Below are 13,052 nucleotides of genomic sequence, written 5' to 3' on the forward strand. Positions count from 1 at the left end.
GTGTTCTCCCTTCACAACGGGATCGTGTCGTGTTTTCTCCAGCGGGTCTCCACCTGCTTGTTGCGAAGCGAGGCGAAGGCGCGGGCGATGCGGCGACGGGAGGAATGCGGCATGATCACCTCGTCGATGAAGCCGCGTTCGGCCGCCTTGAACGGGTTGGCGAAGTTGACCTCGTATTCCTTGGTGCGGGCCGCGATCTTCTCGGCGTCGCCGAGTTCGGAGCGGTAGAGGATTTCGGTCGCACCCTTGGCGCCCATGACGGCGATCTCGGCGGTCGGCCAGGCATAGTTGATGTCGGCGCCGATGTGCTTGGAGGCCATGACGTCGTAGGCACCGCCATAGGCCTTGCGGGTGATGAGCGTCACCATCGGCACGGTCGCCTGGCTGTAGGCGAAAAGGAGCTTGGCGCCGTGCTTGATGACGCCGCCGTATTCCTGGGAGGTGCCGGGCAGGAAGCCGGGAACGTCGACCAGCGTCAGGATCGGGATCGAGAAGGCATCGCAGAATCGGACGAAGCGGGCGGCCTTGCGCGACGAGTCGATGTCGAGGCAGCCGGCGAGCACCATCGGCTGGTTGGCGACCACGCCGACCGTCTGGCCTTCCATGCGGATGAAGCCGGTGATGATATTCTTGGCGAAGGCTTCCTGGATCTCGAAGAAGTCGCCCTCGTCGGCGAGCGCGTAGATCAGCTCCTTCATGTCGTAGGGCTTGTTCGACGAATCCGGGATCAGCGTGTCGAGGCGCATCTCGACGCGGGCGGGGTCGTCGTGGAACGGCCGGACGGGCGGCTTTTCGCGGTTGTTCAGGGGCAGGAAGTCGAAGAGCAGGCGAACCTGTTCGAGCGCCTCGATGTCGTTCTCGTAGGCGCCGTCGGCGACCGAGGACTTCGTCGTGTGGGTGCGCGCGCCGCCGAGTTCCTCGGCGGTGACGATCTCGTTGGTGACAGTCTTCACGACGTCCGGGCCGGTGACGAACATGTAGGAGGAGTCGCGGACCATGAAGATGAAATCGGTCATCGCCGGCGAATAGACCGCGCCGCCGGCACAGGGGCCCATGATGACGGAAATCTGCGGGATGATGCCGGAGGCATCGACATTGCGCTTGAAGACGTCGGCATAGCCGGCGAGCGAGGCGACGCCTTCCTGGATGCGGGCGCCGCCCGAGTCATTGAGTCCGATCACGGGTGCGCCGTTCTTCACGGCCATGTCCATGATCTTGCAGATCTTCTGGGCGTGGGTCTCGGACAGCGAGCCGCCGAGCACAGTGAAGTCCTGGGAAAAAACGTAGACTTGGCGGCCGTTGATCGTACCCCAGCCGGTGACGACGCCGTCGCCGGCGATCCTCTGCTCCGGCATGCCGAAGTCGGTGCAGCGGTGGGTGACGTACATGTCGTATTCTTCGAAGGAGCCTTCATCGAGAAGGACCTCGATGCGTTCGCGCGCCGTCAGCTTGCCCTTGGCGTGCTGGGCGTCGATGCGCCGCTGACCGCCGCCCACATGGGCTTCGGCGCGCCGGGCTTCGAGCTGGTCCAATATCAATCGCATGCTTCCTCCCGATGGTCTTCAAGGCCTGCAATCCAAGTAGTGCCCTTAAACATAGCGTCCGGCAAAGAAAATGGTTGAACAGGCGCAGTTGCGGATCTATAAATTTGCAAATAGCAAAATGCGAAATTGCAAAATGGCAATCGGAAAACTCTTCATCGGCCGCAAGGTTCGCGAACTGCGCCAGGCGAGCCATGCCACGCAGGCCCAGTTTGCCGACAAGATCGGCATTTCGACAAGCTACCTCAACCAGATCGAGAACAACCAGCGGCCGATTTCAGCCGCCGTCCTGTTGGCGCTTGCGGAAAAGTTCGGCATCGATATCGCTGAGCTTTCGTCGGGGCAGAACGACCGCCTGCTCTCGGCACTGACCGAGGCGCTGTCTGATCCGCTCTTCGAACAGTATTCGCCGAGCCTGCAGGAACTGAAACTGGTGACGCAGAACGCGCCCGGCATCGCGCATGCGCTGATTGACTGCCATCAGGCCTACCGGCGCAACAGCGAGCAGCTGGCGAGTTATGACGACCGTTTCGGCGGCGCGGCGCCCAACGAGACGACCTCCTATGACGAGGTGCGCGACTTCTTTCACTTCGTCGACAACTATATCCACGAGCTCGACGTCGAGGCGGAGAACCTCGCCGCGGAGCTCAAGCTCGGGGAGGGGGACAACCACGCGGCGTTGTCGGCCAGTCTCGAACGACGCTACGGCGTGCGTGTCGTGCGCGGCGAAGCCGGTGACGAGGCCATGCGGCGCTTCGACCCGGCAAGCCGCATCCTGACGATCAGTCGCTATGCGGCGGCACCGACACGCGATTTCCAGCTCGCAGTGCAAATCGCCCAGATGCATGCCGCGCCGAAGATCGAGCAGGTGCTGAAACAGGCGGGATTCCGTACCGAGGAAGCGATGGAGATCTGTCGTCTCGGACTCGAGAACTACTTTGCCGGTGCGCTGGTGCTTCCCTACCGCACGTTCCACCAGGCGGCACGGGACCTGCGCCACGATGTCGAGCTTCTTGCAGCCCGTTTCGGCGCCTCGCTCGAGCAGGTTTGTCATCGGCTGTCGACGTTGCAGCGGCCGGGGCTTAAGGGCGTGCCGATCTTCTTCGCCCGCATCGACCGGGCCGGCAACATCACCAAGCGGCACAGCGCTGCCCGCCTGCAGTTCGCCCGTTTCGGTGCCGCCTGTCCGCTCTGGAACGCGCATCAGGCCTTCGAGATGCCGGGCCGGATCATCCGGCAGCTCGCCGAGACACCGGACGGCGTGCGCTATCTTTGTGTCGCCACGCAGGTGAACAAGGGATCGGTCGGCTTCCGTGCTTCACAGCCGAGCTACGCACTGGCGCTTGGCTGCGAAATCTCCTACGCCGATGCCTTCGTTTATGCCGACGGCCTCGACCTCAACAACCGTGCCGCCTACGATCCGATCGGCATCTCCTGCCGCATCTGCGAGCGGACGAAATGTACGAGCCGGGCGGTGCCGCCCCTGAAGCGCAAACTCGTCGTCGACCATCGCCTCCGAAACGCGGTCCCTTACGAAATCGAGTGAACGGCTGGTCTGCGCCCAAGAGGCGCGGCGGTCAGCCGAACAGCGGTTCTGGGTGCGGCCGGAAGAAGGCGTCGACGATCGCCGGGCCGACGGCGTCCAGCGTGGCCGGCGACCATTTCGGGTTGCGGTCCTTGTCGATGATGGCCGCGCGGATGCCTTCGTAGAAATCGGGCGTGCGCAGGATCTGGTCGGTGGCTGCGAACTCGCGCTCGAGGCATGTTTCGAGATCGGGCGACGACCGGCCCTTGCGCAGAAGCGCCAGCGTCACCTTGAGGCTGGTCGGCGAGCGGATAAGCATCGTGGCACGCGCTTTCGTCGCGAACTCGCTGGCGTCCGCGGCGAGTGTCGCGAGGATTTCCTCGATGCTGTCGAAGGCGAAGCAGCGATCAATCAGGTTGCGGTGTTCGGCGAAGGCGAGCGCCGTCGCCGGCCTCGCCGCGTCGGCGATGACGGCTGCGACGTCGTTGTGCCCGGCGGCTGCGGGAAGGGAAGAGAGCGCCTCGGCGATTTCGGAAACCTGCGAGGTATCGACCAGCCAGTCCGCGAAGCCCGCTGCGATCGCATCGGTGGCGCCGACCGGCTCGCCGGTGAGCCCCATATAGGTACCGAGCTCGCCGGGAGCCTGCGACAGCAGCCAGGTCGCACCGACATCGGGGAAGAAGCCGATGCCCGTCTCCGGCATGGCGAGGCGTGCCGTTTCGGTGGTGATCCGGTGGCTCGCATGGCCGGAAAGCCCGACGCCGCCGCCCATCGTGATGCCTTCGATCAGAACTACGTAGGGCTTCGGATAGGAGCCGATCCGTGCATTGAGGCGGTACTCCTCGCGCCAGAAGGTCGCCGGCTCGGGGCTGCCTGCCTTGCCGCCTTCGTAGAGCATCTTGATGTCGCCGCCGGCACAGAAGCCGCGCTCGCCTTCGCCCGTCACCATCACGGCGGCAATCGTCGGGTCGTGCTCGAAATCGTCGAGGGCGGCGTCGATGGCGCGGACCATGCCGAGCGAAAGGCTGTTGATGATCCGCGGCCGGTTGAGGCTGATCAGCCCGAGCGTGCCCGACCGACCGGTCAACACCTCTTCACCGGCTGTGGCGACATCAAAGAACTTCATCAATGCTCCTCCTCGTCCTGCCTCGTCCGCGCCGTTCTCCACCCGCGGCGCTACGCTCATAACACATGGCCGGAGGCATGACCTCCCTGCCTTTGGTCGGGTTTCGTTCAGCCGACCACGTTGCGTGGCGTTCCTCGCCGGAACAGCTCGATGTTCTCGATGAGTTGGTCGGCGAGTTCCTGGATGGCCTGCCGGCTCGCCCAGGCGACGTGCGGCGTCAGGATGACATTGGGTCGGCCGGCGATCCGCATCATCGGGCTGTCGGCGGCCGGCGGCTCGCCGTCGGTCACGTCGAAACCGGCGCCGGCGATCTCTCCGGCGTCGAGCGCAGCCACCAGCGCCTGCTCGTCGACGAGGCCGCCGCGGCTGGTGTTGATAAGGATCGGCTTGCGCTCCATCAGCGCGAATTCTCGGCCGGCGATGATCCCGCGGGTTTCTGCATTCAGCGGGCAATGGAGCGTGATGACGTCGCTTCGGCGCATCACCTCGTCGAAGGCGGTGCGCCCGGCCGGCGGCACGTCCGCGCCCTTGCGGTCGGCGACCAGCACCGTCATGCCGAAAGCCTCGGCGATGCGGGCGACCGAGCGGCCGAGCGCACCATAGCCGACGATCCCGAGCGTCGAGCCGGCGAGATCGGAGATTGGATGGTCGAAGAAGCAGAATTGCCGGGCTTCCTGCCAGCGGCCGTCGATCACCGACTGGCGATAGGGAAGGATGCTGCGTCTCAGCGCCAGCATCAGGGCGAAGGTATGCTCGGGCACCGTATTCGTCGCGTAATTACGGATGTTGCAGACGGTGACGCCGGACTTGCTGCAGGCGGCGAGATCGACGCAATCCGTGCCCGTCGCCGCTACCGCGATCAGCTTCAGCCTCGGTGCGCCGGCGACCGCATCGGCATGGATCGGCGCCTTGTTGGTGATGACGATGTCGGCGTCGGCGATCCTGCCCGCGACCTCATCCGGAGTACTGCGACCGTAGAGCACCAGGTCGTGCGGGAAATCCGGGGCGCGAAGCGTGGTCTCCGGCGAGAGCGTGTCGCGGTCGAGAAAGACGATTCTGGTCATGGGCGGACATTCCTCACGGATCGCGGTCGTGATGCGGTCGTAGCCGATGCTCCGGAGGCAGACAATAGCGGCCCCGACGGTAACGCGGGTGGGGCCGTCCCGAAACGAAAAAGGCCCGGCACGATGTGCCGAGCCCTCCATCGACGTGAGGAAGAAGATCAGTGGCGGCCGAGCCAGGTGTCGATCTCGCGATCAGCCTCCTCTTCGGTCTTGCCATAGGCTTCCTGAATCTTGCCGGCAAGCTGCCTGCGGTTCCCGTTGATGACGTCGAGGTCATCGCCGGTGAGCTTGCCCCACTGTGCCTGGGCCTTGCCCTTGAACTGCTCCCAGTTACCTTCGACTTGATTCCAGTTCATGTCAGCATCCTCTCGTTGGTTGGACAAAGAGGCGTCTGGCCTCGGCAGTGACAACGTCCTTGGGGCGAGGGAAGTTCCGTTTTGCGGAGCGATCTTTCCCCGGTTGGAGAGTGCGTCCGCGGCCATAGGTCGAGTTTGTCGCGTCCGGACGAAGCTGCTTTGCAATTGCCTCCGTCAATGCCGAGGCGTACAACAATCGACGCGGGAACCCGCCCGCATCTCATGCGTTTGTCGACAGGACGATCGTTGAAGGAGAAATGACATGGCTGCAGTCTCGATGACTGGCAAAGCAGGCGAAAAGACGCAGGAAGAAACCGTCGGCAGCACCGATCCGAACGTTCAGGACGTTCAGGCGGAGCTCGACAACTTGCGTCGCGACATTGCCGCGCTGACCCAGGCGATCACCTCCCTCGGAAGTGCGAAGCTGCAGGAAGCAGGTGCGCGTGCCAGCGAGATGGGTGCCGAGATGGCAGGTGCCTCGGCCGCGGCCTATCAGTCCGCCCGCGACGGTCTTCGTACGGCCGAGCAGGATCTCGAGACTCGTATCCGCAACAATCCCTTGCAGGCGGTCGGGATCGCCGCCGGCATCGGGTTCCTTGCTGCGCTGCTGACACGGCGCTGACCCATGAACCTCATTGCAGAAGTCCTGGCCAGCCTCGCGCTGCGGCGCGCGCGCCCGGTAGTGGAAGGCGTCAAGCGCAATGCAGTGGCGGCGATCCTGCTGACCGTACTGTTCGGAACCGCTTATGTCGCGCTCGTCGTGGCGCTCGCCTTGTACGTTGCGGAGACGGCGGGGCCGGTCATGGCTGCGATGACCGTGGCGGTCACTGCAATTGCCCTCGCGCTTACGGTGATCGCGGTGGTGATGGTCCTTAACCATCAGGCCCGCAAGCAGGCGCTGATGCGTCAACAGATGGCTGCGGCGATGGGTGATCCGCTTACCACTGGCCTGATGGCCGAGGTTCCCCTGATGATGCGCGAAAGTCCGATCGCCACAACCGCGATGATCGGCTGCCTTGTCTACGCGCTCGCGAAAGTTGGCGGAGTCGGGCGCAAGGCCTGACAAGACGCAATGAAAGGCGTGTCGAAGGTACGCTATTTCTTGGCGCTGCTGCGCTCAGCCTGGTCCAGCCGTTCCAGCAAATCCAAGAACTGCGGCGGTGTACCTTCTTCGACGATACTGTCGTAGTATCCACGCAACTTTGACGCGATCAGGGTCTTTGAAAGTTCCCCGGCTGTATCGGACCGCGTCGGCCTCGCTTTGCGATCCTTCATCTTCTCAGGTGCCATAAACCCCGTTCATCCCGTCACAATATTAGGAATTCCCCAAGAACTGTACTAGCATAAAAAAAGTTCCGGAGTGCCGGAACTTTTTTGGTTCGCTGGCCGTTGTTGCCGAAGTTTGCATTTACGAGTTCTACTGATGAAACTGACAAGGGCTAATCACGCCCGGTCCTGCAGATGGGCCGCAGCCGGACTACTGAGTTCTTTGCGATCCGCGATCGGCGTGTGTTTCGTGCCCGCCGGCCAGTGGTCACGTGGAGCTGCGCTCGTCGGAATCTGTGCGCCTGGCTCCTGCTCGTCTTTGAACAGAGGGCCCGCACTGCGATCGCCTCCCTCATTTTTCGGCCACTTCAGCCGCCATTTCGACCCCGTCCGTCAGTCCGCGAACCGGCGCTGAATGCGCCCGATTGGAGAAGCTGAATGTCCCTGACTGCCCGTGTAGCTGCACATCTTCCTTATCTTCGGCGTTATGCGCGTGCCGTGACCGGCTCGCAAACCTCCGGCGATGCCTATGTCGCGGCTGTGCTCGAAGCCCTGATCGCCGACATTTCCATCTTTCCGGAAAGCGGCGATGATCGTGTGTCCCTCTACAGGCTCTTTGTCGCGCTGTTCGACACGACCTCAATCGAGATTCCACCGATTTCCTCCCCCTTCGCCTGGGAGCGGCGTGCGGCCGCCAATCTCGCGGCCGTTCCCACCCGCGCGCGCCATGCCTTTCTGCTGACGACCGTCGAAGGCTTTTCGCGCGAGCAGGCGGCGGAAGTCCTCGGGGTGGACGATACCGAATTGGACAAGCTGGTGGGCAAGGCCTCCGAGGAGATCTCGCGGCAGGTCGCAACCGAGATCATGATCATCGAGGACGAGCCGCTGATCGCGCTGGACATCGAGCAGATGGTCGAGGACCTCGGCCACCGTGTGACCGGTACCGCGCGCACCCATGCCGAGGCGGTCGAGCTCTTCCGGCGAACAAACCCGAAAATGGTACTCGCGGACATACAACTGGCCGACGGCAGTTCGGGTATCGACGCCGTCAACGACATTCTGAAGGCCGATACGATTCCGGTGATCTTCATTACGGCCTTTCCCGAGCGGCTCTTGACGGGTGAGCGTCCGGAACCCGCCTTCCTGGTCACGAAACCCTTCAATCCGGACATGGTGAAGGCACTGATCAGTCAGGCACTTTTCTTCAATGAGCAGGTGGCGGAAAAGGCGTAGTCCGGGCAACCGCTTGCCTGCACGAGGCCACCGAGCGACCTGAAAGGGCAGGCCCCGCATCCGCGGGACCGCCGCCGAGTTTCGCGGAGTTGCACGGTGGTTCACAGACTGACTTGGTACGAGCCCCAGCGCGGTGACGAGTACCTGCGGGAATTCTTCATATCCGGCCTGATCGACATCGGCGCCACGCTGATCTTGCAGGACATGGAGGGCCGGTATTCATGCATAACGACGTTGCCGGCGCGTTTCAGGCTGACGGACGGTGAGCCGCCGACGGACACGAGCTTGTTCGGTGAGGAGATCGGCAGCAGGTTGGCCGACCTGAAGTCCCGACTGGAGCAGCCGGGAGACCATGCGGAGATGGAGATCGACGCGGGCGACGACACGTTCTTCGAGTTTCGCTGCCGCATGATTACGATGGCGAACGGTCGAAACAACCTTATGACGATTGTCATCGACCGCACCGAAGACCGCCGGCGCGAGCGGCTCTTGCGCGCCTTGCTGCGCGAGGTGAGCCACCGCTCGAAAAACCTTCTCGCCATCATCCAGAGCATCGCCTCGCAGACTGCACGCTACTCGGGTTCTCTCAACTCTTTCCTCGGCAAGTTCCGTGGCCGCCTTCATGCGCTGGCGCAGTCGCAGGACCTCATCACCGACTCGAGCTGGAGCGGCGCCTATTTCCGCGACCTGTTGCAACAGCAGATCGAGAAATACGTGCAGGACGGTGCAGCCGACCTCATCCACGTGACCGGGGAAAATCTGCTCCTGACGCCGAACGCGTCACTCCATGTCGGCCTCGCCTTGCACGAGCTCACGGTGAACGCCGTCAGTCACGGCGACTTCGTAGCGACGCGGCAGAGGATCGAGGTCACTTGCGAGCGAATCCGCGAGGACGGCAGGGATAGTGTGCGGATTACCTGGACGGAGCCGCTCGGCCAGAGCGACGAGGAAGGCCAAGCCGGCTCCGCGCGTTTCGGCAGCACGGTGCTTGAACGGGTAGTGCCGGCTTCGGTCAACGGGAGCGCGGTCCATCAGGTGCGACCCGGCTTCGTCTACTACGAGCTGACATTCCCCCTTGAGGCGGAAGGCTAACACCGGTCGTTCCGACATTTCTCAACGCCGGTGGAACCTTTCGGGGCTGCTTGCGTTTCGTGTGCTCAATGGAGAGGGGAATGAGCACACTTGCCGCGCTTTTGGTCCTGGTCGCCTGCCATCCCGACGAAGGGCATTGCATGAAGGAACCGGTCGCGGTCGCTTCCTTCGTGAGCCGGGCGAGCTGCATGGCCGCTCTTCCGAAAGAGCTGAAGAAGGCGCGCCGTCTGACGCCGGTGATTTACGCCGACTGCGTACCCGTTCAGGCGGAACTCCTGGCCGGCCGTGCTCCCATTCGCCAGCGGATAGAGCCGCAACGTCTTGCCGCGTTGCTTGATGATGCCGAAGCGAAGTCCAGCGTTCCCCTGCTCGCCGTCGTCGCCGTGCAGGACGCGCCGATTCCCTATGAACGCTATTGATTGAACGGACCGGCCAGCGCAATGCGGATACGTTGCCGAGCGCGCAGCCGACAGCCGTCGGCGGCAGCCTAGAAGGCCGCCGCCGTGCTCGTCAGATGTCCACGCATGTCAGGCGCTGCGGAAGAAGCGGCTGACGAGCGAAATGAGGAACAGCACGATAAAGACAAAGAAGAGGATCTTCGCGATACCGGCCGATGCGCCGGCAATGCCACCGAAACCGAGTACGCCGGCGATCAATGCAACGACGAGGAAAAGAAGAGCGTAGTAAAGCATGGCTTTTCTCCTTGTATGCACCAGGCAAGAACGTCCCGTTCTGTCAATTGTTCCGCGGTGCCAAAAAGACCCGGTGCGGCCGGAACCTTGGCGGGTTTCGGCCGTTTCCACGCAACACCTCCACAACCGCGTGGGAACGGAATGACGAGATTTACAGACAGAGCCTACAACGGAGCCGGCGGCGAGCCGGCCTCGCCGCCTCACCAGGGCATCATCTCGAGACTGCGCCAGTTCTATCAATCCGTGCAGGATGAGGGTATACCGGACAAGTTCCTCGAGCTTCTTGAAAGACTCGATGCTGCGGAGAAGAACGCTGCCGGGCAGCGCGTCACGGGAGACAGTGCGTGATGGACCGAGAAAGATCCGCAGAGGAGACCGGTTTCAAGCGGGACATGCTTGCTGCACTCCCGAATCTGAGAGCGTTCGCCGTCTCGCTGACGGGGCGGCATCACCTCGCCGACGATCTCGTGCAGGACACCATCGTCAAGGCGTGGGCGAAGCAGGATCATTTCGAGCCCGGTACCAACATGAAGGCATGGCTCTTCACGATCCTTCGCAACGAATTTTACTCGCAGATGCGCAAGCGCGGACGCGAGGTGGCAGATACCGACGGTGTCTTCACCTCCCAGCTTGCCACGCATCCGCAACAGTACGGTTCGCTCGATCTCCAGGATTTCCGCAAGGCGCTCGAACAGTTGCCCCCCGACCAGCGTGAGGCGATCATTCTCGTCGGCGCCTCCGGCTTTGCCTATGAGGAGGCCGCCGAGATCTGCGGCTGTGCGGTCGGTACGATCAAGAGCCGTATCAACCGGGCCCGCAACAAGCTGCAGGAGATTCTCGGCGTGACGGGCGAAGCGGACTATGGTCCCGATGCGAACGACGCTGCCGTGATCAAGCGGGCCTTCGCAAGCTAGCTCATTTATTTACGGAACGGGAGATCGCCGCGGTGCCATCATGCGCCGCGGCGTTTCTCGTTTTCAGGATCCGGCTGAAACTCGTCCTACGCGTTCAAACGTCCGCGACGGCTCCGCGCGACAAACTTCCAAGCGCGGGCGGCGATATGCTCAAGACCGAAAGCCCCGAAGCCCGCGGACTTCGGGGAGATCTTCGGGAGCTTGCCAGTCGGATCGTCAGGCGACGATGACGATGCCGGTGAAGAAGGCGATGATCAACACCACCAGAACGATGAAGATCAGGATCCGTGCGACGGTCGCGGATGCACCGGCCACGCCGCGGAACCCGAGCAGGCTGGCGACGCCGGCAATCAGCAGGAATATCAAAATCCATTTCAGCACGATGGGCCTCCTTCTTCGATTGCGGAGTAAATGGTCGGTCGGCAAATTTGTTCCCGTGCAAGAACAAGCGCAAATTTCGCATTCGGTGGACGGATTGGTCGCTGAACGGCCTTTCGGGCAGGTCATTTCTTCGCTATGGCCGAAGATCGGTGCATTCCTGCAGGACGATGCGCCGGCAGGGTTGGAAAAAGGCTGCAATGATCTGGACAGAACGGTCCGGTTCTGATCGTGTTTCAACACGAAATCAGGACGGGATTTCTGGGACGCGAAGGGGAGACTGGCTTGAAGATAGGTTCGCCAAAGGAAGTGTTCGAGGGGGAAGCGCGCGTGGCGATGACGCCGGACAGCGCGACGCAGCTCCGTAAACTGGGTTATGATTGCGTCATCGAAAGCGGCGCCGGCAAGGCCGCCGGCTTCTCTGACGACGCCTATCGCGCAGCCGGGGTCGATATCGTCGACAGCGCCGAAGCGCTCTACGCGACCGCCGACGTGATTGCCAAGGTGCGCCCGCCGGAAACGGCGGAGGCCGAGCGGCTCACCACCGGCAAGACGCTGATCTCCTTCTTCTATCCGGCGCAGAACAAGGCATTGCTCGATCTCTGCAAGGACAAGGGCGCCAACGTCATCGCGATGGACATGGTGCCGCGCATCAGCCGCGCGCAGAAGATGGATGCGCTCTCCTCGATGGCCAATATCGCCGGCTATCGTGCAGTGATCGAGGCCGGCAACAATTTCGGCCGCTTTTTCACCGGGCAGGTGACGGCTGCCGGCAAGATTCCGCCGGCCAAGGTATTAGTGATCGGCGCGGGCGTTGCCGGTCTTGCTGCCGTCGGCACCAGTGTTTCGCTCGGTGCGATCACCTACGCCTTCGACGTTCGTCCGGAAGTGGCCGAACAGATCGAATCGATGGGCGCCGAGTTCGTCTTCCTGGACTTCACCGACCAGCAGCAGGACGGTGCGGCAACCGGCGGTTACGCCGCCCCGTCGTCGCCGGAGTTCCGCGAAGCCCAGCTCAAGAAGTTCCGCGAGATCGCCCCTGAGATCGACATCGTCATCACGACGGCGCTGATCCCCGGCCGCGACGCGCCGAAGCTCTGGCTCGCCGACATGGTGGCGGCGATGAAGCCGGGTTCGGTGGTCGTCGACCTCGCGGCCGAGCGCGGCGGCAACTGCGACCTGACGGTCGCCGACCAGCGGATCGTGTCCGACAACGGCGTGATCGTCATCGGCTACACGGATTTCCCGAGCCGCATGGCGGCCCAGGCTTCGACGCTATACTCGACCAACGTCCGTCACATGATGACGGACCTGACGCCCGGCAAGGACGGCAAGCTCGTCCACAATATGGAAGACGACGTCATCCGTGGGGCGACGGTGGCATTCGAGGGCGAGATCACCTATCCGCCGCCGCCGCCGAAGATCCAGGCGATCGCGGCGCAGAAGCCGAAGGAAAAGCCCAGGGAGCTGACGCCCGAGGAGAGGCGCGCGCAGGAGGTCGCCGCCTTCAAGGCGCAGACCCGCAACCAGGTGGCGATGCTCGCCGGCGGCGGTGCGCTGATCCTGCTTGCCGGCCTCTACGCGCCGGCAAGCTTCATGAGCCACTTCATTGTCTTCGTTCTTTCGTGCTTCGTCGGCTTCCAGGTCATCTGGAATGTTTCGCACTCGCTGCATACCCCGCTGATGGCGGTCACCAACGCGATCTCGTCGATCATCATCCTCGGGCGCTGATGCAGATCGGCTCCAGCAATTTCCTCGTGATCGTGCTCGGCGCGCTCTCGGTGTTCATGGCCGGGATCAACATCTTCGGTGGCTTCATGGTCACCCGGCGCATGCTCGCCATGTTCCAGAAGTCGTAAGGCGGG

General features: G+C 62.9%; 15 protein-coding genes and 1 pseudogene. 9 read left to right on the forward strand and 7 right to left on the reverse strand.

From position 1 onward, the window contains the following. Positions 1 to 11 precede the first annotated feature (11 nt). Positions 12 to 1,544 (reverse strand): acyl-CoA carboxylase subunit beta, encoded by a 1,533-nt coding sequence (locus tag H4I97_RS02040; protein WP_182306299.1) that lies wholly within the window; start codon positions 1,542 to 1,544, stop codon positions 12 to 14. Between the two features lie 133 nt (positions 1,545 to 1,677). Here H4I97_RS02040 and H4I97_RS02045 point away from each other — a divergent pair, with 133 nt between their 5' ends. After that, positions 1,678 to 3,087, forward strand: a complete 1,410-nt coding sequence (locus tag H4I97_RS02045) for a helix-turn-helix domain-containing protein (RefSeq protein ID WP_182306300.1) — start codon at positions 1,678 to 1,680, stop codon at positions 3,085 to 3,087. Positions 3,088 to 3,118: 31 nt separating this feature from the next. On the opposite strand, the gene H4I97_RS02050 is transcribed toward H4I97_RS02045, so the two are convergent. The 3 genes from H4I97_RS02050 to H4I97_RS02060 form a co-directional block, all read right to left on the reverse strand. Further along, on the reverse strand, positions 3,119 to 4,192 hold the full coding sequence (locus H4I97_RS02050; protein WP_182306301.1) for an enoyl-CoA hydratase/isomerase family protein: 1,074 nt from the start codon (positions 4,190 to 4,192) through the stop codon (positions 3,119 to 3,121). Between the two features lie 107 nt (positions 4,193 to 4,299). Continuing rightward, positions 4,300 to 5,256 carry a D-2-hydroxyacid dehydrogenase gene (locus tag H4I97_RS02055; protein ID WP_182306302.1) on the reverse strand — a complete coding sequence of 319 codons (957 nt, stop codon included), beginning with the start codon at positions 5,254 to 5,256 and terminating at the stop codon, positions 4,300 to 4,302. A 158-nt stretch (positions 5,257 to 5,414) separates the two neighbouring features. Continuing rightward, entirely contained in the window at positions 5,415 to 5,612 is a 198-nt protein-coding gene (locus H4I97_RS02060) for a CsbD family protein (protein WP_182306303.1), read from the reverse strand. Between the two features lie 262 nt (positions 5,613 to 5,874). Between H4I97_RS02060 and H4I97_RS02065 the strand changes: the two genes are divergently transcribed. Further along, positions 5,875 to 6,234: an ElaB/YgaM/YqjD family protein gene (locus tag H4I97_RS02065; RefSeq protein ID WP_182306304.1), complete on the forward strand. Its 360-nt coding sequence runs from the start codon at positions 5,875 to 5,877 to the stop codon at positions 6,232 to 6,234. A gap of 3 nt (positions 6,235 to 6,237) precedes the next feature. Next, positions 6,238 to 6,675: a hypothetical protein gene (locus H4I97_RS02070; RefSeq protein WP_182306305.1), complete on the forward strand. Its 438-nt coding sequence runs from the start codon at positions 6,238 to 6,240 to the stop codon at positions 6,673 to 6,675. A 32-nt stretch (positions 6,676 to 6,707) separates the two neighbouring features. Here H4I97_RS02070 and H4I97_RS02075 read toward each other — a convergent pair whose 3' ends face one another. After that, positions 6,708 to 6,902 (reverse strand): NepR family anti-sigma factor, encoded by a 195-nt coding sequence (locus tag H4I97_RS02075; protein WP_244658695.1) that lies wholly within the window; start codon positions 6,900 to 6,902, stop codon positions 6,708 to 6,710. A gap of 414 nt (positions 6,903 to 7,316) precedes the next feature. Between H4I97_RS02075 and H4I97_RS02080 the strand changes: the two genes are divergently transcribed. From H4I97_RS02080 to H4I97_RS02090, 3 genes are all read left to right on the forward strand, one after another. Continuing rightward, on the forward strand, positions 7,317 to 8,111 hold the full coding sequence (locus tag H4I97_RS02080) for a response regulator (protein WP_182306306.1): 795 nt from the start codon (positions 7,317 to 7,319) through the stop codon (positions 8,109 to 8,111). A 96-nt stretch (positions 8,112 to 8,207) separates the two neighbouring features. Next, the gene (locus H4I97_RS02085) at positions 8,208 to 9,203 is read left to right on the forward strand and encodes a sensor histidine kinase (protein ID WP_182306307.1); all 996 of its coding nucleotides are present in this window, start codon (positions 8,208 to 8,210) and stop codon (positions 9,201 to 9,203) included. Between the two features lie 80 nt (positions 9,204 to 9,283). Then, entirely contained in the window at positions 9,284 to 9,622 is a 339-nt protein-coding gene (locus tag H4I97_RS02090; protein WP_182306308.1) for a hypothetical protein, read from the forward strand. A 108-nt stretch (positions 9,623 to 9,730) separates the two neighbouring features. Here the strand turns inward: H4I97_RS02090 and H4I97_RS02095 are convergent, their stop codons facing one another. Beyond that, the gene (locus H4I97_RS02095) at positions 9,731 to 9,895 is read right to left on the reverse strand and encodes a DUF1328 domain-containing protein (protein ID WP_112691142.1); all 165 of its coding nucleotides are present in this window, start codon (positions 9,893 to 9,895) and stop codon (positions 9,731 to 9,733) included. 141 nt (positions 9,896 to 10,036) lie between these two features. Here H4I97_RS02095 and H4I97_RS02100 point away from each other — a divergent pair, with 141 nt between their 5' ends. Next, the gene (locus tag H4I97_RS02100) at positions 10,037 to 10,243 is read left to right on the forward strand and encodes a NepR family anti-sigma factor (RefSeq protein WP_182306309.1); all 207 of its coding nucleotides are present in this window, start codon (positions 10,037 to 10,039) and stop codon (positions 10,241 to 10,243) included. Beyond that, positions 10,243 to 10,809 (forward strand): RNA polymerase sigma factor, encoded by a 567-nt coding sequence (locus tag H4I97_RS02105; protein ID WP_129334242.1) that lies wholly within the window; start codon positions 10,243 to 10,245, stop codon positions 10,807 to 10,809. The genes H4I97_RS02100 and H4I97_RS02105 overlap by 1 nt, the downstream gene beginning before the upstream one ends. 216 nt (positions 10,810 to 11,025) lie before the next feature. On the opposite strand, the gene H4I97_RS02110 is transcribed toward H4I97_RS02105, so the two are convergent. Continuing rightward, positions 11,026 to 11,190: a DUF1328 domain-containing protein gene (locus H4I97_RS02110; protein ID WP_182306310.1), complete on the reverse strand. Its 165-nt coding sequence runs from the start codon at positions 11,188 to 11,190 to the stop codon at positions 11,026 to 11,028. A gap of 282 nt (positions 11,191 to 11,472) precedes the next feature. Here H4I97_RS02110 and H4I97_RS02115 point away from each other — a divergent pair. Beyond that, positions 11,473 to 13,046: pseudogene (locus H4I97_RS02115) on the forward strand (Re/Si-specific NAD(P)(+) transhydrogenase subunit alpha). Positions 13,047 to 13,052: the final 6 nt, after the last annotated feature.

Source organism: Ciceribacter thiooxidans (assembly GCF_014126615.1).
Lineage (GTDB): Bacteria > Pseudomonadota > Alphaproteobacteria > Rhizobiales > Rhizobiaceae > Allorhizobium > Allorhizobium thiooxidans.